Source organism: Sulfitobacter sp. HGT1, from assembly GCF_013282155.1.
Taxonomy (GTDB): domain Bacteria; phylum Pseudomonadota; class Alphaproteobacteria; order Rhodobacterales; family Rhodobacteraceae; genus Sulfitobacter.
On record NZ_BLWI01000005.1, the window covers coordinates 275633 to 298729 of the forward strand.

At 58.2% G+C, this 23097-nt stretch carries 23 protein-coding genes; 11 read left to right on the plus strand and 12 right to left on the minus strand.

Features of this window, described 5'->3' with window-relative positions; translation table 11 throughout:
• The first annotated feature begins 5 nt into the window (after positions 1-5).
• From HGT1_RS05825 to rarD, 3 genes are read left to right on the plus strand one after another with little or no spacing between them, the layout of a single operon-like run.
• On the plus strand, positions 6-896 hold the full coding sequence (locus HGT1_RS05825) for a homocysteine S-methyltransferase family protein (RefSeq protein WP_176248979.1): 891 nt from the start codon (positions 6-8) through the stop codon (positions 894-896).
• A 12-nt stretch (positions 897-908) separates the two neighbouring features.
• Positions 909-3353 carry an FAD-dependent oxidoreductase gene (locus HGT1_RS05830; RefSeq protein ID WP_176248980.1) on the plus strand — a complete coding sequence of 815 codons (2445 nt, stop codon included), beginning with the start codon at positions 909-911 and terminating at the stop codon, positions 3351-3353.
• Between the two features lie 51 nt (positions 3354-3404).
• A complete protein-coding gene (rarD, locus tag HGT1_RS05835) occupies positions 3405-4325 on the plus strand; it encodes an EamA family transporter RarD (protein WP_176248981.1) in 921 nt (306 codons plus the stop codon).
• A 29-nt stretch (positions 4326-4354) separates the two neighbouring features.
• Here rarD and HGT1_RS05840 read toward each other — a convergent pair whose 3' ends face one another.
• On the minus strand, positions 4355-4765 hold the full coding sequence (locus HGT1_RS05840) for a nuclear transport factor 2 family protein (protein WP_176248982.1): 411 nt from the start codon (positions 4763-4765) through the stop codon (positions 4355-4357).
• 58 nt (positions 4766-4823) lie between these two features.
• On the opposite strand from HGT1_RS05840, the gene HGT1_RS05845 reads away from it, so the two are divergent.
• Complete coding sequence (locus HGT1_RS05845; protein ID WP_176248983.1) at positions 4824-5471, plus strand: pseudouridine synthase; 648 nt, start codon at positions 4824-4826, stop codon at positions 5469-5471.
• Positions 5472-5516: 45 nt separating this feature from the next.
• On the opposite strand, the gene HGT1_RS05850 is transcribed toward HGT1_RS05845, so the two are convergent.
• A complete protein-coding gene (locus HGT1_RS05850; RefSeq protein ID WP_176248984.1) occupies positions 5517-6353 on the minus strand; it encodes an alpha-1,2-fucosyltransferase in 837 nt (278 codons plus the stop codon).
• A 148-nt stretch (positions 6354-6501) separates the two neighbouring features.
• Entirely contained in the window at positions 6502-7941 is a 1440-nt protein-coding gene (locus HGT1_RS05855; RefSeq protein ID WP_176248985.1) for an aldehyde dehydrogenase family protein, read from the minus strand.
• A gap of 163 nt (positions 7942-8104) precedes the next feature.
• Between HGT1_RS05855 and HGT1_RS05860 the strand changes: the two genes are divergently transcribed.
• Positions 8105-8758, plus strand: a complete 654-nt coding sequence (locus HGT1_RS05860) for a peroxiredoxin (protein ID WP_176248986.1) — start codon at positions 8105-8107, stop codon at positions 8756-8758.
• 7 nt (positions 8759-8765) lie between these two features.
• On the opposite strand, the gene HGT1_RS05865 is transcribed toward HGT1_RS05860, so the two are convergent.
• A complete protein-coding gene (locus HGT1_RS05865; protein WP_176248987.1) occupies positions 8766-9482 on the minus strand; it encodes a glycosyltransferase family 25 protein in 717 nt (238 codons plus the stop codon).
• A 130-nt stretch (positions 9483-9612) separates the two neighbouring features.
• Positions 9613-11748, minus strand: coding sequence for a polyribonucleotide nucleotidyltransferase (gene pnp / locus HGT1_RS05870; protein WP_176248988.1), 2136 nt, complete (start codon positions 11746-11748; stop codon positions 9613-9615).
• A 250-nt stretch (positions 11749-11998) separates the two neighbouring features.
• On the opposite strand from pnp, the gene HGT1_RS05875 reads away from it, so the two are divergent.
• On the plus strand, positions 11999-13222 hold the full coding sequence (locus HGT1_RS05875) for a cytochrome P450 (RefSeq protein ID WP_255200108.1): 1224 nt from the start codon (positions 11999-12001) through the stop codon (positions 13220-13222).
• Positions 13223-13318: 96 nt separating this feature from the next.
• Positions 13319-13810, plus strand: a complete 492-nt coding sequence (locus HGT1_RS05880; RefSeq protein WP_176248989.1) for a hypothetical protein — start codon at positions 13319-13321, stop codon at positions 13808-13810.
• A gap of 115 nt (positions 13811-13925) precedes the next feature.
• Here the strand turns inward: HGT1_RS05880 and rpsO are convergent, their stop codons facing one another.
• The 6 genes from rpsO to rbfA all read right to left on the minus strand — a co-directional run bounded on the left by rpsO (position 13926) and on the right by rbfA (position 18166).
• Positions 13926-14195: a 30S ribosomal protein S15 gene (rpsO, locus tag HGT1_RS05885; protein ID WP_176248990.1), complete on the minus strand. Its 270-nt coding sequence runs from the start codon at positions 14193-14195 to the stop codon at positions 13926-13928.
• 197 nt (positions 14196-14392) lie between these two features.
• On the minus strand, positions 14393-15343 hold the full coding sequence (locus HGT1_RS05890) for a calcium-binding protein (RefSeq protein ID WP_176248991.1): 951 nt from the start codon (positions 15341-15343) through the stop codon (positions 14393-14395).
• A gap of 109 nt (positions 15344-15452) precedes the next feature.
• On the minus strand, positions 15453-15962 hold the full coding sequence (locus HGT1_RS05895; RefSeq protein ID WP_176248992.1) for a DUF1643 domain-containing protein: 510 nt from the start codon (positions 15960-15962) through the stop codon (positions 15453-15455).
• Positions 15959-16876, minus strand: coding sequence for a tRNA pseudouridine(55) synthase TruB (truB, locus tag HGT1_RS05900; protein WP_176248993.1), 918 nt, complete (start codon positions 16874-16876; stop codon positions 15959-15961). The genes HGT1_RS05895 and truB overlap by 4 nt, the downstream gene beginning before the upstream one ends.
• 121 nt (positions 16877-16997) lie before the next feature.
• Positions 16998-17738: a phosphodiester glycosidase family protein gene (locus HGT1_RS05905; protein WP_176248994.1), complete on the minus strand. Its 741-nt coding sequence runs from the start codon at positions 17736-17738 to the stop codon at positions 16998-17000.
• Complete coding sequence (gene rbfA / locus HGT1_RS05910) at positions 17735-18166, minus strand: 30S ribosome-binding factor RbfA (RefSeq protein ID WP_176249065.1); 432 nt, start codon at positions 18164-18166, stop codon at positions 17735-17737. The genes HGT1_RS05905 and rbfA overlap by 4 nt, the downstream gene beginning before the upstream one ends.
• Before the next feature lie 80 nt (positions 18167-18246).
• Here rbfA and dapB point away from each other — a divergent pair, with 80 nt between their 5' ends.
• Both dapB and HGT1_RS05920 read left to right on the plus strand, forming a co-directional pair.
• The gene (dapB, locus tag HGT1_RS05915) at positions 18247-19062 is read left to right on the plus strand and encodes a 4-hydroxy-tetrahydrodipicolinate reductase (RefSeq protein ID WP_176248995.1); all 816 of its coding nucleotides are present in this window, start codon (positions 18247-18249) and stop codon (positions 19060-19062) included.
• Between the two features lie 87 nt (positions 19063-19149).
• Positions 19150-19506, plus strand: coding sequence for a dihydrodipicolinate reductase (locus tag HGT1_RS05920; RefSeq protein ID WP_176248996.1), 357 nt, complete (start codon positions 19150-19152; stop codon positions 19504-19506).
• Between the two features lie 71 nt (positions 19507-19577).
• Here HGT1_RS05920 and HGT1_RS18290 read toward each other — a convergent pair whose 3' ends face one another.
• A complete protein-coding gene (locus HGT1_RS18290; protein ID WP_375708105.1) occupies positions 19578-19766 on the minus strand; it encodes a DUF1674 domain-containing protein in 189 nt (62 codons plus the stop codon).
• 180 nt (positions 19767-19946) lie between these two features.
• Between HGT1_RS18290 and HGT1_RS05930 the strand changes: the two genes are divergently transcribed.
• Positions 19947-21218, plus strand: a complete 1272-nt coding sequence (locus HGT1_RS05930; protein ID WP_176248998.1) for an RsmB/NOP family class I SAM-dependent RNA methyltransferase — start codon at positions 19947-19949, stop codon at positions 21216-21218.
• A gap of 114 nt (positions 21219-21332) precedes the next feature.
• Entirely contained in the window at positions 21333-23081 is a 1749-nt protein-coding gene (locus HGT1_RS05935) for a heparinase II/III family protein (protein WP_176248999.1), read from the plus strand.
• The last annotated feature ends 16 nt before the right edge of the window (positions 23082-23097 follow it).

Consider the following 23097-nt stretch of genomic DNA (forward strand, 5'->3'; position numbering starts at 1 on the left):
ATGCTATGACAGAAATCATCCTTCTTGATGGTGGCATGGGGCAGGAATTGGTCCATCGTGCTGGCGACAAGGCAACGCCGCTTTGGGGCACGCAGGTCATGATCGACCACCCCGGTATGGTCGAGGCGGTGCACCGCGATTACTTTGCCGCCGGTGCCACCATCGCGACAACCAATACCTACGCGATCTTTCGCGACCGTCTGGACGGCACCCCCTACGAGAGCCGCTTTGCCGAGTTGAACGATGCGGCGATGGCCGAAGCCAGGGCCGCTGCGGCTGATTTTGATGGCGCGCGCGTTGCCGGTGGTATTGGCCCGATCAAGGCCAGCTACCGCCCGGATCTGCACCCCGACTATGACACTGCCATCAAGATTTACCGCGAAAAGGCGCAGTTGACCGCCCCGTTGTCGGACCTGATCCTGTGCGAAACCGTGGTGTCTGTTTTGCATGCACGCAGCGTTCTGGATGCCGCGCTGGAAACAGGTCTGCCGGTTTGGGTGGCCTTGTCGGTCGATGACCAGGACGGCACGCGCCTGCGCTCGGGAGAGCCTTTGGCCGATGTGCTGCCCTATGTGGGCAAGGCCGCCGCACTGCTGATCAACTGTTCTTCACCCGAAGCGATCAAACCTGCCCTGGATATCCTCAAGACTGCTGGTCTGCCCTTCGGGGCCTATGCAAACGGGTTCGAGAAGATCACGCAGGAGTTTCTGGAAGACAAACCCACCGTTGATGCCCTGAACGCACGACAGGACCTCACGCCCGCGGCTTATGCCGACCATGTCATGGACTGGATCGACCAAGGGGCCACGATTGTTGGCGGCTGCTGCGAAGTCGGCCCCGCCCATATCAAAGAAATCGCCAAGCGTTTGCGCGCGGCCGGTCACACCATCGTCTAAGGAACACATCTTATGGCACTCCCCTCTCAAGCGCGCGTTGTTATCATCGGGGGAGGCGTCATTGGATGCTCTGTCGCCTATCACCTGACCAAACTGGGGTGGAAGGATGTGGTGCTGCTGGAACGCAAGCAGTTGACTTCGGGCACCACATGGCACGCGGCTGGCCTGATCGCGCAGTTGCGTGCAACCGCCAATATGACGCGGCTGGCCAAGTATTCCCAAGAGCTTTATGGCGGCTTGGAGGTGGAAACCGGTGTTGCGACAGGGTTCAAACGCTGCGGGTCGATCACCGTGGCCCTGACGGATGAACGGCGCGAAGAGATCTTCCGCTCTGCCGCCATGGCCCGCGCCTTTGGTGTCGATATCGAAGAAATCGGTCCCGAGGAGGTCAAGGCCCGCTATCCGCATCTGAACACGGACAGCGTCACGGGGGGTGTTTTCCTTGATAAGGACGGGCAGGGCGATCCGGGCAATATCGCCTTGGCGCTGGCCAAGGGCGCACGGCTGCGCGGCGCGCAGATATTCGAGCGGGTGAAAGCCACCAAGGCCTTGCGCGACGGGCGGCGGATCACGGGCGTGGCATATCTGGCCGAAGACGGCACCCAGGGCCAGATCACCTGCGACCATGTTGTGAACTGTGCGGGGATGTGGGGGCATGAGGTTGGCGCGATGCTGGGTACAAGCGTCCCGCTGCAAGCCTGTGAACATTTCTATATCGTGTCCGAGCCGATCCAGGGGCTTGAGCAACTGCCGGTGCTGCGGGTACCGGATGAATGTGCCTATTACAAATATGACGCGGGCAAGATCATGCTGGGGGCGTTCGAACCCGTGTCAAAACCCTGGGGGATGCAGGGCATTCCCGACAGTTTCGAATTCGACCAACTGCCCGAGGATTTCGACCACTTCGAGCCGATCCTCGAGGCTGCCGTGAACCGGATGCCGATGCTGGCCGAGGCGGGCATTCACACGTTCTTTAACGGCCCCGAAAGCTTCACCCCCGACGATGCCTATCATCTGGGGCTGGCCCCCGAGATGGACAACGTCTGGGTCGCGGCGGGCTTTAATTCCATCGGTATTCAATCGGCGGGCGGTGCTGGCATGGCACTGGCGCAATGGATGGAGGACGGCGCGAAGCCCTTTGATCTGGGGGATGTCGATATTGGCCGGATGCAGCCCTTTCAGGGCAACAAAACCTATCTGGTGGCGCGGGCAAAAGAAACGCTGGGCCTGCTTTATGCCGATCACTACCCTTACCGCCAAAAGGCGACTGCACGGGGGATCAGGCGGACACCATTCCACAGCCAACTGCTGGAACAGGGTGCCGTGATGGGGGAACTTGCCGGCTGGGAGCGTGCCAACTGGTTCGCCAATTCCGGCCAGACCCCTGCGTATGAGTATAGCTGGAAGCGGCAGAACTTCTTTGGCAATGTTGCCGCCGAACTGGCGGCGGTGCGCAGCAACGTCGGCATGTATGATATGTCGTCCTTTGGCAAAATCCGTGTCGAGGGGCGCGATGCCACCGCGTTCATGAACCATATCGGCGGCGGTCAGTATGACGTGCCCGTGGGCAAGATCGTCTATACGCAATTTCTGAACGACCGCGCGGGGATCGAGGCGGATGTGACTGTCACCCGCCTGTCTGAAACCGCCTATCTGGTGGTCACACCTGCGGCGACCCGACTGGCAGATCAGACGTGGATCCAGCGCCATCAGGGCAATTTTAACGTGGTGATCACGGACGTTACAGCAGGCGAGGCTGTGCTGGCTGTGATGGGGCCGAATGCCCGCAAGCTGATGCAGGCGGTCAGCCCGAATGACTTCTCGAACGAGGTGAACCCCTTTGGCACCGCGCAAGAGATCGAGCTGGGCATGGGCCTCGCCCGCGTGCACCGCGTCACCTATGTGGGCGAGCTGGGGTGGGAGGTTTACGTGAGCACCGACATGGCCGCCTATGTATTCGAGACGTTGATGGCGGCGGGGCAGGACATGGACCTGAAACTATGCGGGATGCACATGATGGACAGCGCCCGCATTGAAAAAGGCTTTCGCCATTTTGGCCATGACATCACCAGCGAGGATCACGTGCTGGAGGCGGGGCTCGGCTTTGCCGTCAAGACCGACAAACCCGCATTCATCGGACGTGATGCTGTGTTGCGAAAGAAGGAAACCGGGCTGGAACGGCGCTTGGTGCAGTTCAAGCTGACCGACCCCGACCCACTGCTGTATCACAACGAACCGATATTGCGTGACGGGCGGATTGTCGGCCATCTGTCATCGGGGGCCTACGGCCATCATCTGGGCGCAGCGATCGGCATGGGCTATGTGCCTTGCAAGGGCGAAGCCGCAGCAGATGTTCTGGCATCAACTTACGAGATCGACATCGCCGGAGCGCGGGTGAAGGCCGAGGTATCGCTGAAACCCATGTACGACCCGTCTGCGGAGCGCGTGAAAGTTTGATGCTGGCAGTTGGCCCGCGCCACGCGTAAGCAGGGGGCCAAGGAGACCAACATGCGCAATCCAGACACCCTTTCTGCCGACATCCCGACGAAATCCGAAGACACGCTACAAGGGTTGGGCTTTGCGGTCGGGGCCTATGTCATGTGGGGGTTTCTACCGCTGTACATGAAGGCGATGGCGCATATCCCTGCGGCCGAGATTGTTGTGCACCGGATCATCTGGTCCGTCCCCGTCGGCGCACTGGTTCTGATCCTGCTGGGCCGCACCGCGACACTGCGCGAGGCATTCCGGTCCCCGCGCACCTTGCTGATGGGTTGCGTGACGGCATCGCTGATTTCAATCAACTGGGGCATCTACATCTGGGCTGTCAATTCGGGCCACGCGCTGGATGCGTCGTTGGGGTATTACATCAACCCGCTGTTCAGCATTCTGCTGGCGTCAGTCCTGCTGGGCGAACGGTTGTCAAAACTGCAACTGGCCGCGATTGCCCTGGCGGCGGTTGCCGTGGCGATTTTGACGATAGAGTCAGGGAAATTCCCTTGGGTGGCACTTAGCCTGACGCTGACCTTTGGCTTGTACGCTTTGGCCAAGAAACGCCTGCCGATCGGCCCGAACCAGGGGTTCCTGCTTGAGGTGTTGATCCTGTTGATCCCGGCGTTGATCTATCTCGGATATCTGAGCGCCACGGGCCAGATGCATTTCTTGCAAGGAACGCCGTTTGACACGTGGATGCTGTTAGGCTGCGGGCTGGTCACGGCGGTGCCGTTGATTTTCTACGCCAACGGGGCCAAGCGGTTGCGCCTGTCGACCATCGGCATCTTGCAATACATCGCACCGACGATGATTTTTCTATGCGCTGTTCTGGTGTTCGACGAACCCTTTGGCCACGCGCGGATGATCGCGTTTCCGCTGATCTGGGCGGCTTTGGTGATCTATTCGATCTCGTTGTTCAGGCAGATGCGGCACAAATAGGGGGGCAGTCCACCGCCCCCCATAGCGGCCTATGACAGCGCGTCTTTGAAGGCGAGGAAGCTGGGGTCTTTCATCACCCGTGCATTCATCGCATCGCGCAGCGCGCCGATGGATTTATGCGGGCGCATGGCGACCTCGAATTTGGCGATCAACCCGTCGTCGCCAAGGGTAATCAAATCAACGCCTACGGCATCCAGATCGCCGATCTTGCATTGAAATTCCAGCGCCCAGTCGTTGCCTTCGCCCATGATGCGGCGGTACTTGAAGTCGCTGAACACTTGCCCCACATGACCCAGCACAGCAGCAACAGGGGCGCGGCCGGTCCATGTCTTGTAATAGGTCGGCGGCATGAACGTGACATCCTCGGCCAGCAGCGGCGCGATCCTGTCGGCCTCGCCTTTGGCGACGACGTCAATCATATTGGTAATTGTGGGGTGCATGGTCGGTCCTTTGCAGCAGGTGGGTTGAAAAACCACCCTACATCTGAGACGGACAGGTATGGAAACAGAATATAGCCCCCCGCAAGATCCTTTGGTGGTTTTGCACGAAGACGCCGAAGTGTTGCTCGTCGATAAACCCGCAGGTTTGCTGTCGGTCCCCGGCAAGGGTCCGCATCTGGCGGATTGCCTGATTGCGCGGATACAGGCCGTGTTTCCGGACGCTTTGCTGGTGCACAGGTTGGACCGCGACACATCCGGCGTGATGATCTTTGCGCTGACGCCCTATGCGCAGCGGCATCTGGGGTTGCAGTTTGAAAAGCGCATGACCCGCAAAACCTATGTCGCGCGTGTCTGGGGTGTGCCCGAGGAAAAGTCGGGCACCATTGATCTGCCATTGATCGTGGACTGGCCGAACCGGCCGCTTCAGATGGTGTGTCATGAAACGGGTAAATCCGCGCAAACAGACTGGCGGTTGTTGAAGGACGAAGGCGATACATCGCGCATCCGTTTGTCACCCAAAACCGGCCGCAGCCACCAGTTGCGCGTTCATATGCTGAGCCTTGGCCATCCGATCTTGGGTGATCCGTTTTATGCGACGGGTCCGGCCCTGGATTTCCCGCGCATGATGCTGCATTCCGAAGAACTGCGGTTCAACCATCCACAAGGCGGGCATTCGACCAAGGTCAGGGCAAAAGCACCGTTCTAGGGGCGGGTTTGGCCGGGCTTGGCCGGGTTTGACGCTCCGGAAAGGTTAAATTCTGATCCAGCCGTCGGCCAATATGTCGATGTCGATACGCTTTGGGTCAACGAACCACTTTTTGGGGCCTGCAACACGTTTTTCTGGGTTCTTGTTCAGCCACGCCGCCCACCAGCTGAAAGATGAATTGGCGATTACATTATGTTCGCACAGGGACATTAACCGCTGGTCTTCGTAATCGGTTTCGGGGCCGTTGAAATCGACGACAACTTTCTTGAACGGCAATGGCAGATGGTCTTTTGCCCATTGCGGATCATCAGAGAACACAAAGACTGTGGGGTCTTTTAGCCCCTCCGATACGGCAGCAAGACCCTTTTCATAATAGCTTTGATCGCAAAAAGTATTGACGCCCAGATCAACAAAATCACCGCGTCTTACATGCAGGCAGATCGACGTTGTTTCGGCAATCTGCTGGGCCATTTCCGCGTTTTGTGACGACATCGGATAGCGGTAAACAAATGCTTTGCGCAGCTCGTCTTCTACATTGGAGAAGTATTTCTCGGATAGCCAATAGCCGTGCAGGTAAGTGCCGTTGCCAAGCGTCTCGAAATTCGGGTCATAGGCCAGGGTGCGTTCGCGGTAGATCTTTGGAGAGGTCTTGAACGCGCGCCACAGATAATAGGCCAGGGGGCGTTCGTTCTGTGAAGGGGGGAGTTTTTCAGGCTCTGCCCAGTCGAGATCAAAGACGCGACGCAATTCACCTTCGCCCTTATAGACAGCGCGGCGGGTGTCGATTGAAAAGGGTACCGACAACCGCGCAGCAAGACCACAAGCTGCGGCGTACTGAAACATCTGGTTGCCCAAGCGGCCGTGCAGTCGCGCGTAGATCATAAGTGTCCCCCCAATATTTTCAAAGCTGCATAGATGATGTCACGTATTTGCGAAACCCTGGAAATACCGTCGGCTACCACCGCGCGAATGATCCGCCAGTAAGAAAGGCCATCTGATCCAGATGGCCTTTCTTTCGTTTTCTAGCCGTTTACTCGGCAGCCCAACCGGACACTGCCTTGATCTCGGTGAAATCCTCGATCCCGTACAAGCCGCCCTCGCGGCCATTACCGGATTGTTTCATCCCACCGAATGGCGAGCCTGCTGCGCGGCTTTGGCCGTTCATCTCGACCATGCCGGACCGCAATTGGCGGGCCAGACGGTTGCGACGTGCGCCGTCCTGGCTTTGGACATAGTTGGTCAGGCCATAGACCGTGTCATTGGCGATCTGAACGGCTTCTTCCTCGGTGTCGAACTTCATGATCGACAACACCGGGCCAAAGATTTCCTCGCGGGCGATGGTCATGTCGGGTGTCACGTCAGCAAAGACGGTCGGTTTGACAAAGAAACCACGGTTCAACCCGTCAGGGCGACCCGTGCCACCAGCGACCAGACGGGCACCTTCGTCGATGCCTTTTTGGATCAGGTCCTGGATCTTGTTGAACTGGCTTTCGTTGACGACGGGGCCAATGTGGCGGCCTTCCTGGGATGCGGGGCCAACGGTCACTTGCGCTGCCACTTTCGCCGCTTCTTCGACGGCTTTGTCATAGACATCGGACTGCACCAACATGCGGCTGGGCGCGTTACACGACTGGCCGGTGTTGTTCATCATATGCAGAACGCCGCGTTTTACGGCCTTGTCATCCGCATCGTTAAAGATCAGGTTCGCGCCTTTGCCGCCCAGTTCCAGATGCACTTTCTTGAGCGTATCTGCGGCCGCTTTGGAAATCAGCGTGCCCGCGCGTGTGGAGCCGGTAAAGCTGATCATGTCGACATCTTTGTGGCAGGACAACTGGCTGCCAACGCCGACGCCGTCACCGTTCACAAGGTTGAACACACCTTTCGGGAAACCGGCCTCGTCCATCATCTCGGCAAAGATCATCGCGTCCAGCGGGCTTTCCTCGGAGGGTTTCAGAACCATCGTGCAGCCCGCAACCACGGCGGCACCGACCTTGAGGGTGATCTGGTTCATTGGCCAGTTCCAAGGGGTGATCAGCGCTGCAACGCCAACCGCTTCGCGGATGATGCGGTCGTTGGGGGCGTGATCGCCAAGGGGCTGTTCGAATTTGAATTCTTTCGCGGCCTTGATAAAGTTGCTTAGGTGCCATGTGCCGGCACCAACCTGCGACGTGCGGGACAGTTCCAGCGGGGCACCCATTTCGGTGCTCATGGCAACGGCCAGATCTTCGCCGCGGGCTTGATAAATCTCAAGCAGTTTTTCCAGCAGCGCGATACGTTCGGCAGGTGGGGTTGCCATCCAACCGGGCAGCGCGGCTTTGGCGGCGGCAACTGCTGCGTCTGTATCTGCTTGATCACCAAGGGAAATAACCGCACAGGGTTCCTCGGTGGAAGGGTCGATCACATGGTAATCATTCGGCTTTGCGGGCGATACCCATTCGCCGTTAATATAGAATTCGCGTTTCTCTAGCATTGGAAAGCTCCTTTTATGATATCGCAGCACGGGGGTTGCCCTTGCCATTTGCGCACACCATGTCACCACAGTGTCGCACCTGCAAGTGAGGCCTTTCACAGGCCTGCAAAAGACATTTAGGGAATGCGGAATATGAATTTTAACAATAACAGGAGACTTTAAAATGGCTTTGCGTATTAACGATACTATCCCCGACATGACCGTCGAAACGGATCAGGGCACGATCAATCTGCACGAGTGGATCGGTGACAGCTGGGCGATCCTTTTCTCGCATCCCAAGGACTTTACGCCAGTTTGCACGACCGAATTCGGTGCCGTGGCGCAACTGGCCGACGAGTGGGCCAAGCGCGGCACGAAGGTGATGGGTATTTCCGTGGACAGTGCCGAAGAGCACAAGAAATGGAAGACCGACATCGAAGGTTTCGCCAAAGCCAAGGCCGGTTTTCCGATCATCGCTGACGAAGATTTGAAGGTGGCCAAGGCGTTCGACATGCTGCCCGCCGAAGCGTATTTGCCCGATGGCCGCACACCGAACGACAGCGCGACTGTGCGTGCCGTGTTCATCGTCGGGCCAGACAAAAAGCTGAAGCTGTCGATGACCTATCCGATGTCCGTCGGCCGTAACTTTGCCGAAGTTCTGCGCGCCCTAGACGGTTTGCAGATGTCGTCTGGCAAAGGTGTCGCGACACCGGCGAACTGGAATGTGGGTGATGACGTGATCATCCCGACATCTGTTTCGGATGCCGATGCCAAGACCAAGTTTGGCGAATTCACAACTGTGCTGCCGTATCTGCGCACGACCAAAGCACCGAAATAAGGGCAGCTTAGGGCCGTTGTGGCCGCAGTCTGACCTGCGCGCGGTACCACGCGCGCTTGATCTCCCGCATCAGCTTGCCGCTGGTGCGGGTTTTTTGTTGGATCGTTGATCCGCCAATTTGCCCTGCGATTTCGCTTAGCCCGTTGGGCAGCAGCGTGTGGACCGGCTGTCCGGTGACCCAGTGCATCTGCAGCCATGTATCAATGGGCCGGTCAATCTGTTCCGACTTTGCCAACAGCCGTTTTGCAGCTTCGCGGCCCACGACCTGACAGCCGGTTTGCAACCCGATTTTTCGGGGCAGCAGCAGCCGTGTATCGCCGTCCGTCGCAATGACGATGCCGGTCTTCTCGCGGTTCTTAAAGGGCAGGCGTATGAACATGTCGGGGGTCATATGGGCCGTGATCATCGACAGGGTGCGGGCGAAATCGGTTAATGAAACGGCCACGTCATCCTCGGCCACGATTGCATAGTCCCATCCGTTATCCACGATCATCTGCCAGCACTTGCGGTGGCTGGCAAAACAGCCCATTTCGCCGCCCTTCAGCGCAAAAGGATAGGCTGGCTTGTGCAGATTTCCGGGTAAAGCCCTCAAATCAGCCACTTGGGTCGTGTCACGCCCGTCAACGGCGTCAACAAGCTGCGCGTGGGGAAGATCGCGCAGCAGTTTTTCAGCGTTGGGACGCCGTTCAATGCTGCCGGGCATGTGGATGATAAGAGAGTTCATTGCCGTGGAATAACCCGTTTTATGGGGGTTTCAAAGCTTTGATATGGTGGCCCGGCATGTCGGTGCCCAAGGCGCAAAAAAGCCCCGGCGTTTCCACCGGGGCTTTGTCGTTTCCGAAAGGGGCTAAGGATTACTCCTCGGCACCTTCTTCTTTTTTGATCTCTTCGCCAGTTTCCTGATCGACAACTTTCATCGACAGGCGCACCTTGCCGCGATCGTCAAAGCCCAGAAGTTTGACTTTCACTTCCTGACCTTCCTTCAGAACATCCGAAGGGTGGTTCAGGCGGCGGTTTTCGATCTGGGACACATGGACCAGACCGTCGCGCTTGCCAAAGAAGTTCACGAATGCACCGAAATCAACGATCTTGACGACGGTACCGGTGTAAACCGCACCTTCTTCAGGCTCGGCCACGATGGACCAGATCATGTCATAGGCTTTCTTGATCGACTCGCCGTTTGGCGATGCGATCTTGATGATGCCTTCGTCGTTGATGTCGACCTTGGCACCGGACACTTCAACGATTTCACGGATCACTTTACCGCCGGAACCGATAACTTCACGGATCTTGTCGGTTGGGATCTGCATCGTTTCGATGCGTGGTGCGTGAACCGAGAATTCACCCGCGCCGGACAGTGCTTTGTTCATTTCACCAAGGATGTGAACGCGGCCGGCTTTGGCTTGGGCCAAGGCTTTTTCCATGATCTCTGGCGTGATGCCGGCGATCTTGATGTCCATTTGCAGCGACGTGATACCTGCTTCGGTACCGGCCACTTTAAAGTCCATGTCGCCAAGGTGGTCTTCGTCACCCAGGATGTCGGACAGGATTGCATAGGAACCGTCTTCTTCCAGGATCAGACCCATGGCCACACCAGCGACTGGCGCTTTCAATGGTACGCCTGCGTCCATCATGGACAAGGAACCACCACAAACCGACGCCATCGAGGAAGAGCCGTTCGATTCAGTGATCTCGGACACAACGCGGATGGTGTAGGGGAAGTCGGTGGAAGCCGGTAGAACCGCCTGCAACGCACGCCAAGCCAGCTTGCCGTGACCGATTTCGCGACGGCCAGGGCCGGAAACGCGACCAACTTCACCAACCGAGTAGGGAGGGAAGTTGTAGTGCAGCAGGAAGTTGGATTTGAAGTTGCCGTGCAGCGCATCGATGAACTGCTCGTCGTCGCCGGTGCCCAATGTGGTCACAACCAGACCCTGGGTTTCGCCACGTGTGAACAAGGCCGAACCGTGGGTGCGCGACAGGATGCCTGTCTCGGATACGATTTCACGGATTTCGTCAGTCTTGCGACCGTCGATGCGTGTGCCTGTCTTAACAACGTCACCGCGCAGGATCGACGCTTCAAGCTTTTTCAAAGCGGAACCAAGGTTCGCATCTTCTTTTTGCTCGTCGGTCAGGGCTGCTTTGATGGTCTCGCGTGCGGCTGCAACAGCGGCGGTGCGCTCTTGCTTGTCAGCGATTGCAAAGGCGGCGCGCATTGCGTCTTCGCCAGCGGCTTTGACGGCAGCGGACAGGTCCGAATAGTCAACAGGCTGGAAATCAAACGGCTCTTTCGCGGTGTCTTCGGCCAGATCAATGATCAGGTCGATAACAGGCTGGATCTGCTCGTGGGCGAATTTAACCGCGCCCAGCATTTCTTCTTCCGACAGCTCGTAGGCTTCGGATTCAACCATCATCACGGCTTCTTTGGTACCGGCAACAACCAGATCCAGACGCTGTTCGGGCTTCAGGCGCAGGTCCTGCATGTCGTCAACGGTCGGGTTCAGGACGTATTCGCCACCTTCAAAACCAACGCGGCACGCGGCAATCGGGCCACGGAACGGCGCGCCGGAAATGGTCAGCGCAGCGGATGCGGCGATCATCGCGACCATATCGGGGTCGTTCACCAGATCGTGGCTCAGAACGGTACACATCACCAGAACTTCGTTTTTGAAGCCGGGTACGAACAGCGGGCGGATCGGACGGTCGATCAGACGGGCTGTCAGTGTTTCTTTCTCGGTGGGGCGGGCCTCACGCTTGAAAAAGCCACCCGGTACTTTACCGGCGGCATAGTATTTCTCTTGGTAGTGAACGGTCAGCGGGAAAAAGTCCTGACCGGGCTTTTGCTGACGTGCAAAAGTGACGTTGGCCATGACGCTGGTTTCGCCCAGTGTCGCGATAACCGAACCGTCTGCCTGACGGGCCACTTTGCCTGTTTCCAGTGTAAGCGTTTCTTCGCCCCACTGCATGGATTTTGTCGTTACATTAAACATCTACGTTTCCTGTTTCGGCCCGCGTTGGGCCATTTGCGTAGGGGGCATATTCCCCCTGACTCCGGTATCTTCTTTGTCGGGCGCTGGAGTCCGGGCGCCGGCTTTCAGATTGTGCGGCCATACAGGAGTTTGCGTGCGATGGGAAGAGAAGCGTTGACGCAGCGTTTTGTGAAACTCCTTGCTCAACAGGGGGGCTTGGCCTTTGATGGGGACAGGCAGGCAAGCCTGTCGGGTTTGGGAGGACCGCAAAATGGAGATGATTGCAGGGCATGTGGCGATTTCTCCGCCCAAGGGCGTTCCGGTTTGGGATGTTGACCCCTATTCGGTCGAGATCTTGCGCGATCCGGAACCGTATTATGCGGAACTGCGCGCCAAGGGGCCTGTTGTGTATATTCCCAAATATTCCGTTCTGGCCGTCGGGCGTTACCCTGAAACAAAAGAGATTTTCTCGGATTGGGAGCGGTTCGTATCTTCACGCGGTGTGGGGTTGGACGATTTCGCCCATGGTCAGAGCTGGCGGCCCAATTCCATCATCCTGGAGGTCGACCCGCCCGAACACACGGCCGTGCGCAAGGTGATGATCCGCGCGATGTCGCCCAAGGTTGCTGCGGGCTATAAACAGATGTTCTTTGACGAGGCAGCACGTCTGATCAACGATCTGCTGACGCGCGACGGTTTCGACGCGGTGGGCGATTTCGCCGAAGTCTTTCCGACAAATGTGTTTCCCAAAGCGGTTGGCATGACCGATGTGAACAAACGGCATCTGGTGGATTACGGTGCGATGGTTTTCAATTCGCTGGGGCCTGACAACGACATTCGCAAGGCGACGATGGTCAAAGCCGCCGAGATTATTCCGTGGATCAACGCGGCTTGCGCGCGCGACAGGCTGACCGGCGATGGCATGGGCGGCATCCTCTATGCCGCCGCCGACGCCGGCGATATAACCCATGACGAAGCAGGTCTGCTGGTGCGGTCGTTTCTGTCGGCGGGGGTGGACACGACAGTGTCGAGCATCGGCAATGCGTTGGTCTGCCTTGCGCAGCATCCGGCCGAGTTCGAAAAGCTGAAAGCCGACCCGTCGCTGGCCCGCCCCTGTTTTGAAGAAGTGCTGCGCTATACGTCGCCGGTCCATACCTTTTGCCGCACAGCCAAGGCGGATACGCAGGTGTCAGGCGTCGATATTGCCGAACACAGCAAGGTTTTATGCGTCTTGGGATCGGCGAATATGGACCCCGACAAATGGGATAGCCCGCAAGAGTTCCGCATTAACCGCAAACCTGCCGGGCATCTGGCCTTTGGTGTGGGGGTGCATGGCTGCGTTGGTCAAAATATCGCCCGCGCCGAGATGGAGGCAGTGCTGACGACCCTCGCGCAGAAAGTCGACCGGATCGAACTGCTGGAGCAGCCGGTTTGGCGGCCCAACAACGCAATGCATGCGTTAGATCGAATGATGGTCAGGTTTCATTCTGCGTGACTTCTGCCAGGTTGTCTTGCAAGGCTGACCGGATAAGAGGTGCAGGTTTGCTTCTGTTTAGATGACAGTGAGAAAATTAATGAAAAGGAAAATGCGATGTTAAAGTCTATTGCGCGAATAGTAGCTGTTGGTGCGGTATGTGCCACGCCGGTTGTGGCTCAAGAGTTGGAGCAGTGGGGCGCGTCTGAATATTGGGACGTGATGATTGACCCGACACTGGGGGATGGATGCCTGATCCAATCGCAATTTACCGACGGTTCGGTTGTTCGCATCGGCTTTGATCGGAATGAGGGCATGGGCTATGTCACGGCCTTCAATGACGCATGGGGCGATATCGAAGAGGGTGCGATGTATCCTGTTCTGTTCGATCTGGACGGGCAGGAATACGAGGCCGATGCCAAAGGCATGTACCTTAATGATGTGCCGGGGGCCGACATCATGTTTGACGAAGAAGACTTCTTGTTCGACATCGCCCTAAAACAAACCATGACGCTTTATACCGAAGTGGGGCAGGTCATGTCGATCGACCTTACCGGAAGCTATCAGGCGCTTGAGGCGGCGATCGAGTGTCAGGAAGAGCAGGGCTGAGGCGCGGCCCCCGCGTCATCCACGAGATTTGGTGGCATAAAAAAACCGCGTCCCGATGGGGCGCGGTTAAATCATGTCACGGGTCGCAATGACCGATGTATGATCTTTTGTTAGCTTAGCGACGCAGGCCAAGACGTTTGATAAGGTCCTGATAACGAGCGTCATCTTTGCCTTTAACATAGTCCAAAAGCTTCCGGCGTGTCGCAACCATTTTCAAAAGGCCACGGCGACCGTGGTTGTCTTTCTTGTGGGTTTTGAAGTGCTCGGTCAGCGTTGCGATGCGCGAGGACAGAATGGCAACCTGAACTTCGGGCGAACCTGTATCGCCTTCTTTGGTTGCGAATTCTTTCATGACGCGTGCTTTTTCTTCTAGCGTAATCGACATCGGGGTCTCCTTTTCAAAAGGTTAAAGTGATGGCGCAGGCCGGGATGTCGTCCAGCACAGGCCCATGGAGCATCACCCCCTGTTTTGAATCAGCGGGCGATGGGCGCGTATAGGAAAGTTTCGGGCAGTTGGCAAAGACTTTATTGAGTTGCCGGTTGCGCTGGGCCCCGTGGTCCGGACCGGATGAGAAAGGGTTCTCATGTCAGGGCCAGACCCGCCGCGATCGCAGAACTAAGCGGGATGATCGACACATCGGCAACAGTCAACACATCCGCGCTTTTTACAGAGGCAACAATCACCCCGTTCATGCGCACCAGCGTCTGGTCGGGGTTTTCCGGATCGGGATCGACAGAAACCTCGGGCGCTTCATCTTCAGCCTGGCTATCGTCCCACACCAGCAACAAACTGTCATCTTCGGCTTCAAAATCTTCGATCACTGCGGCGTTTCCATCGGTGATCCAATTCCCCAGAATGATATTGTCGGCCCCGCCACCCGCTGTAACCACATCATTCTGACCTGCCACAATCGTATCGTCGCCATCGCCGCCATTCAGAAAGTCAGCTTCATCCTCGTCCAAGATGCCCGCAACATCAGGGTCGTCTTCGACCCCGACAATCAGGTCGTTACCCCAGCCGCCAAACAATGCATCCGAACCGCGCCCGCCGGCCAAGATGTCATTGCCCAATCCGCCCAACAGCGCATCATCGCCGTCGTCGCCAAACAGCGCGTCATCGCCCGCAGACCCGTTGAGCGAATCATTTCCGAAACCACCGCGCAGCACATCATTGTCGTTGTGGCCGGTTAGGCTGTCGTCGTCGGCACCGCCTTCAATCAGGTCGTTGCCGTCGTTGCCGTGCAGGTCATCATTGCCAGCCCCGCCACTCACCGTGTCGTTTCCGGCATCGCCCTGGGCATAGTCATTGCCGCCCTGGCCGCTGATCAGATCTGCACCGTCATATCCGCCAATCTGATCGTTGTTTTCGCCCCCTGTCAGGATGTCTGCCTGACTGGTTCCCGAAATGGTCTGGCCATTTGTGGGGGGCAGGTCGTCAGGAAAGGTATCGTCGTCGTCGTCCCCAACGCCGATATCGACAAAGGCAACCGCCCCCACCGCCATCAATCCCATTAAACCGGCCAAGAACAACATCACAGAATTCCAACTTCACTGACCCGCACAAGACGCGTCACCCTTCATAAGAGTGCCCATACTCTTATGCGTTGGTCAAAAGCATATACAGATAGCGGTTAACCGCTCCCTAATCGGGCCAGGCAAGCGGTTCTTGGGCATAGGAGATATACAAAGGGTGCTTTGGGTGGCCCGCTTTTGACAGGCCAAGATGGAACATCTTAACCCGCTGTTTTCTAAGTAACAATTCCACAGCCGAACCGCGACCCAAATGCGCGCCATGCGTCCCCCATGCGGCAATCACGGTATCAGCCCATGCCGCCCCTTGCAGCAGCACCTGGTCATTGTCGGGGCCCACGGGGTCTATGGCCTTGCGCATCAACTGGGGGCTGGTTTCGCGCCATGCAAAAATATTAGCCACCTGAAACGCCCCGAATCTCAACGCGCGCGCCCGGCGTTCGCAGCGCTCTACCGTGGGGTCATTTTGCACTTCAGTCGCTTTGGACGGGTTCAGCATCACGAACAAGACCTTGGGCCCCGCCCTGTCCCACACTCTGGTCAGACTGTAGCGGTACCGTTCACAGTCCGAATAAACAGCCGCCGACACCGCGTCGCCTTTGGTATGATATCGGGTGATCACGCGTCTTGAGGATGATTGAAAACGCGTGATGGATGCAATTCGCCCGCCTTGAAACGACCAACCGCCACGGCGCGCCCCTCATAGGATGCCCAGACCTCGTCGCCATATTCAACGTCATGGGCGATCACCATGCCAGGGTTCCCATTGCGCAAGCGCACGGCCCCTTCCGCCGTCGCCTTGACCTCCGGCAAATCCTCCAAACCCTTCTCAAGGGGCAAAAGATGGGCGTCCAAAGCATCGGTGCGCGCCATCTCTTCGATCTGCTCCATGGTAAGACCATCGCTGGCCTCGAACGGGCCGGACCAGATGCGGCGCAGTTCGCGCACATGGCCCAGACACCCCAATGCCTGCCCCAGATCACGCGCGATCGACCGCACATACCCGCCCTTGCCACAGACCATTTCCAAGGTCACGTGATCCGCGTCGGGGCGATCAATCAACAACAGGCTTTCCACCCACAAAGGCCGCGCGGCCAGTTCCATGGTCTCGCCTTCACGGGCCAGCTTATAGGCACGTTGCCCGTCAACCTTCACAGCTGAAAACTGCGGCGGAACCTGCTCGATATCACCAATGAAACCTGACAAAGCCGCCTTGATCGCCGCATCATCCGGACGCAGGTCACTGGTCTCCAATACCGTGCCTTCAGCGTCGTCAGTGTTTGTCGAAACGCCAAGGCGCACGGTAAACTCATATGCCTTCAGCGCGTCTGTAATATAGGGGACGGTTTTTGTCGCCTCACCCAGTGCAATCGCAAGCACGCCGGTGGCATCAGGATCAAGCGTTCCCGCATGGCCCGCCTTATTGGCATTCAGCGCCCAACGCACTTTATTTACCACGGTAGTCGAGGTCGGCCCGGCAGGTTTATCCACCACCAGCCAACCTGAAATATCCCGTCCCTTGCGTCTGCGCGCCATGTCTTGAACCCCATCTTTGTTGGCTGCGTCCTATCAAAATACAGACGCAATTGCCCAGACCGACTTATTCCAAATGGAAAAAAATCCTCGCCGAAGGCATAAAAACTCTTCTTTTCAACGCCTAATCGTCTGATACCACGCCAATGATGGGGCCCAGCGGGCTGAACCCCAGATCGTTGCGGCCCAGATCAGGCGCACGCATCCGTGAAATATTGCCATCAAAATAAAGCGCATTTGGCAGCTTCAGATGATCGCGAAAGAACACGCCGAAGTCATAGAAATTCACCACCCCGTTCGAGATGGCGAAATAGGCCGATTTGCCATCCGCGCTGGTCCCTACCCCATTACGGATATGACGCGATGTGCCGTCTTTCAGAAACTTCGGGTGCAGCTTGCCATCGATGACCAGCATCGGGCCGGATTGGGTCGCGCTCTTGCACCCCGGGGCGTCGCGGATGAACCGTTTGGTTTCGATCACGTCCGCGCGGGCGTCCCCTAGGCAAAGAACCCCGTTGGGAAGCAGCCCGAAATTGCCCGGCCCGGCGCTGCTGATCACACGTTGCAGCTCTTTTCCGTCTTCCAGATAGTACCCGACCGGTGTGCGGTCATCGTGATACATGCCTGCGTTCATCGCAAAGCCAAGCGTTTTTCCGTCCTCATTCAACGCCTTGTCCAAGGTGTTGAAATACCCATAGGGGGTGCCGTCTGCATCATAAAGAAAAAGCCCAAGCGTGTCGGTGCTCAGATCAACTTCGCAAACACTATAGCTGTTGCCCTGATAGTTTTCGTCCCGGCAGTTTTCTGCAGCAGCTTGACCGGCCGCGGCTCCAAGCAGCAGGGCGAGGGCCAGCAAACGTGTCACGACGCGTCGGGGTCCGAATCCGGCGCTTCATCAGGGGCTTCGGCATCACGGCGCACCACATCCTGGGCCAACATGCGCCGGGTCTCGTCCATCCGGTCAAAGGTCTCATCCAGTTGAAACCGCAGATCGGGCGCAAATTTCAGCACCAGTCTCTTGGACAGCTGACGCCGCAATTCACCCTTGTTGCGGGCCAGCAGCTTCAACACGTCCTCGCGCCCTTCGCCGCCCAAAGGCAAAACGTAAGCGGTGGCGATCTTTAGGTCGGACGATGCCCGCACCTCGCCCACGGTAATCGATAGCCGGTTGAGTTCTGGGTCGTGGACATCGCCACGCGCCAATACATCAGACAAGGCGCGGCGAATGGTTTCGCCGACGCGGAGTTGCCGTTGAGTGGGGCCCGAGCCCTCGTGTGTCTTGTTCTTTGCCATATGCTTCATCTAAGGGGTTGCTGAGGTTTTGCCAAGCAGGTCGCCACGCGCTAAACCAAGTATGAAAAAGGGAGCACAGCATGAGCGATACACCAGGCATAGCGATTACAGGGGCTTCGGGCCGGATGGGTCAGATGTTGATTGGGCAGGTTTCTGCCAATGACCGGGTGCGGTTGGTGGGCGCGGTTGAACGCGCGGGGCATCCTTGGGTCGGTCAGGATGTCGGCGTCGCCATGGGCGGCGCAGCTTTGGGGGTGATCGTAACCGATGATCCGCTCGAGGCGATTGCCCCTGCGCAGGCGGTCATCGACTTTACCGCGCCGCAAGCCACGCTGGAATTTGCAGCGATTGCAGCACAAGCCCGTGCCGTTCATGTCATCGGCACGACCGGCATGACCGAGGCAGAGATCGCGCAGCTTGAACCTGCATCGCGCCATGCTGTGATCGTGCGCGCCGGCAACATGAGCCTTGGGGTGAACCTGCTGACCCAACTTACAAAACGTGTGGCCGCCGCGCTGGACGAGGATTTCGACATCGAAATCATCGAGGCACATCACAACCAGAAGGTGGATGCGCCCTCGGGCACGGCCTTGATGCTGGGCGAAGCGGCGGCAGAGGGGCGAGGTGTGTCGCTTGCAGATGTGTCCGACCGGGGCCGTGACGGCATGACAGGCGCGCGGCGACGTGGCGATATCGGTTTTACTGCGATCCGGGGCGGCGACATTGTTGGCGAACATGACGTTCTCTTCGCTGCGGCAGGTGAACGGATCATCCTCAGGCACGTTGCCTCGGACCGGGCTGTATTCGCGCGCGGGGCGATCAAAGCAGCGCTTTGGGGGCAGGGTAAGATGCCCGGGCAATATGACATGCTTGATGTGCTGGGGCTGAATGACTGACCGGCATCGTTATTTTTTACGGGTGAGATGAAACTATCTTAACGGTTCCTGCGTATGTGTTGGTAAGCAACCACGCAGGAGCCCTTTATGAGAGACGTTCTAGTACTCGCCTGCGCAAGTATCGTTGTGCTTGCGACGGCCGCCAAGGCTGACTTTCAAAAGCTTGAAACCCAGGCTGATTTTGTATCTGCAGTGGCTGGAAAAACATTAAAGCGACCGATGGTCGAGCTCAATGTGACACCGGCAGGGGGCATTTCAGGGAAGGGCGCTGTTTGGCCCGTCTCGGGTAAATGGACCTGGAAAGACGGGTATTTTTGCCGCGATCTGGTGTGGGGTGGCGATGATCTGGGGCATAATTGCCAGGAGGTCAGCCTGAACGGGGGGAAGATACGGTTCACCTCTGACAAGGGCACCGGACAATCCGCCGATTTCACATTACGTTGACGGCAGCACCGGTTTTTCGAAAAACCGGACCAGAATTTTCGAAAAATTCTGCCGCGTCAAACCGCTGTCGTTCAAAAATCGACAGCGATTCCTTTTTTCTCCCAATCGCCATAGCGGACAGGCTCTGGCCCGTCCCTGCCGCCCAGTTCGGGTGGCAATTCCAGCTCTTGCGCTTTTTTGCGGCGCTCCGCGGCTTCGGCCAAGGCGCGCTGGGCGGCCGGCGGCAGGTCTGGCGAGATCATGGGATTGGGCCCGGGCATTGGCTCGGGTGGCAGATCGGGGCCCGGCTCCGGCATCGGCTGGGGATCATGGGGCGGGCTTGGCATCGGTTTTGGGCCTGCGTCGGTCATCATCTCATCCTCTTGAGGCTACGGCCCCCTTGATATACGCCGTAGATGCGCTCAGACAACCCGAGCGATCCAAGCAAGAAAGCGTTTCGCATGTCAGATACCGGCGTTCAGGCCCGCAGAAGTGCGGTTTATCTTCTCGATATGATTCTGGAGGAAGAAAGCCTGATGTCCGAACTTCTGGCATCCGGTGCCCTGGACAAGCTGCCCCCCGATGACCGCGCCCGCGCACAGCGGCTTGCGCTGGACACGTTGCGCGGCATGGAACGCGCGGACCGGCTCTTGCAAAAGCACCTTTCGAAATATCCCCCGCTGACGGTGCGCAACGCATTGCGGGTGGGCACGGTCGAGCTTTGCCAGGGCGGGGCCGCGCATGGCGTCGTGAACGCGATGGTCGAACTGGTCGGAAGCCACAAAAAACTGGGGCACCTCAAGGGGCTGACCAACGCGGTGCTGCGCAAGATCGCGACCGAAGGGCCAGAGGCGTGGGACGCGCTGCGATCCCCCCGTTTGCCCAAATGGCTGCGCGGCCCGCTGACCGAAGCCTGGGGGGCGGAAGCCATCGCAGGTATCGAGGCTGCCCATTTCGCCGGTGCGCCGCTTGACCTGACCGCCAAAAAAGACCCCGAGGCCTTGGCCGAGGCTGTGGGTGGCGTGGTTTTGCCGACCGGATCGGTGCGCGTCATGGACGCAGGGCAGGTGACGGCGATGCCCGGCTTTGCCGAAGGCGACTGGTGGGTGCAGGATGCCGCCGCTGCCTTGCCCGTCAAAATACTGGCCCCTCAAAAAGGCGAGGCTGTGCTGGATTTATGTGCCGCGCCCGGCGGCAAAACGATGCAACTGGCCGCAGCAGGGGCGCAAGTCACGGCTGTCGACAGTTCTAAACCGCGCATGCAGCGGGTTCGCGAAAACCTAGCCCGTGTTCATCTGCCGGCAAAGGTCGTCGTCGTTGATGCGCGCAAGTTTGAAGGTCAGTTCGATGCGATCCTGCTGGACGCGCCGTGTTCGGCCACAGGAACGATTCGCCGCCATCCGGATTTGCCCCATGCCAAGGACGGCTCCGAATTTGGCGAGCTGATCGAATTGCAATCCGAGATGATTGATCATGCGTGGTCCTTGTTGAACCCCGGCGGGCGTTTGGTGTTTTGCACCTGTTCGCTGCTTCCTGACGAGGGCGAGGTGCAGGTCGACGAGGCGCTGGAGCGGCATCCGGATATGTCTGTCGACCGCACGGCCCTTGATATCGAAGGCATTGATCCTGCGTGGATAAGTTCCGAAGGCGGGTTGCGGTTGCGGCCTGATTATTGGGCAGACCGTGGCGGGATGGACGGTTTTTATATCGTTTGTTTGCGCAAGGCAGCCTGATAGGGTGAAACGGAATCGATCAATGCCAAAAACGACCGGTCAAAATGCGGTGACTTAGGGACATTCTGTGCGTATAGTTTCCCAAACGCCACCAGAGCGTACAAGGGCAGCAGCATGATCAGTACCAGTTTTCACGCGCGAAAGACGCGTTTCCTGAACCGTTGGCACGCGCGCGCGGCCGCCAAGACCCGTGCGCAAGCCAAAGGGTTTGTTTCATCGCCGGAACCGCGCACGATCGGATCATTTGCGCGCGGCAGGCAGTTGATTGCAGGGAACCTGCTGTTTTCAGGTACGTTGATCGAAGCGCCCGAAGCTGAAACCCTGTGGGATGTCGCGACACCCGATCAGGAATTCGCACAAGAATTGCACGGTTTTGCGTGGTTGGATGATCTGGCGGCTGTCGGTGATCTGAAAGCCCGCGAAACGGCGCAACGATGGCTTTGGGGCTGGATTGACCAGTTCGGCACGGGCCGCGGGATCGGCTGGACGCCTGATTTGACGGGGCGGCGTTTGATCCGCTGGATCAACCATGCCTTGTTTGTTTTGCGCGGCACCGAGCAGGAACAAAGCGACGCTTTTTACCGGTCTTTGGTAAGCCAGACCCATTTCCTGTCGCGCCGTTGGCATGCCGCTGCCGCCGGTCTGCCCCGTTTCGAGGCGTTGACCGGGCTGGTGTATGCCGGCCTTTCGCTGGAGGGGCTGGAAACTCTGGCAGACCCCGCGATCAAGGCGTTGGCGCGGGAATGCGATGCCCAGATCGACGAGCAAGGCGGATTGCCCACGCGAAACCCCGAAGAACTGCTGCAAGTCTTTACCTTGCTGACATGGGCGGCGGCTGCGCTGAGCGATGCAGGGCGGGGCACCCCCAAGGCGCATATGGCCGCCATCGAACGGATTGCCCCGACGTTGCGCACCTTGCGCCACTCGGACGGCGGTTTGGCGCGGTTCCACGGTGGCGGGCGCGGGGCCGAAGGCTGGCTGGATCACGCGCTGTCGACCGCCAAGGTCAAGACGCGGCAACCCGACGGGCTGTCGATGGGGTACGCACGTCTCTCTGCCGGTCGCACCAGTGTGATCATTGATGCAAGCGCGCCTCCGGTTGGGGCGAATTCGGTAAATGCCCATGCCTCCACGCTTGCGTTTGAATTGACATCGGGCCGCCGGCCATTGGTGGTCAACTGCGGGTCTGGCGCGTCTTTCGGGGCTGAATGGCGCAGGGCAGGGCGCGCGACACCGTCCCATTCGACTTTGTCGCTGGGTGGATATTCCAGCGCGAGGCTGGCCGATCCTGATCGCCACACCGGACAGGAAGCGTTGATTGATGGCCCGACATTCGTCCCCGTCGAAATCGGCGCAATGAGCGATGGCACCAAGTTTCAGGGCGGTCACAACGGCTATGTTGCGGGGTTCGGGCTGACCCATGCCCGCACGATTGAATTAACCCATGACGGGCGCGCCGTTGCAGGCGAGGATATGCTGCTGGCGCTGGAAGAGTCCGAAAAGCGCCAGTTCGACCGTGAAATGGACGCGGTCAAGCTCAGGGGTATCCCGTTCGAGATTCGTTTTCATCTGCATCCTGACGTCGATGCGACGCTGGATCTGGGCGGGGCGGCAATTTCGATGGCCCAAAAAAGCGGAGAGATCTGGGTCTTCCGTCATGATGGCATCCATAAACTGTCTTTGGAACCAAGCGTTTACCTTGAGCGCAACCGCCTGAGACCGCGCGCATCCTTGCAGATTCTGCTGGCCGGACGCGCCACAACACATGCCACGCGGGTCAGGTGGTCCTTGTCCAAAGCGCAGGAAACTGCGATTGGCGTGCGGGATCTGTCTCAAGACGATCCATATGATGACCAAGACTGACCCAAGGAACCTTACT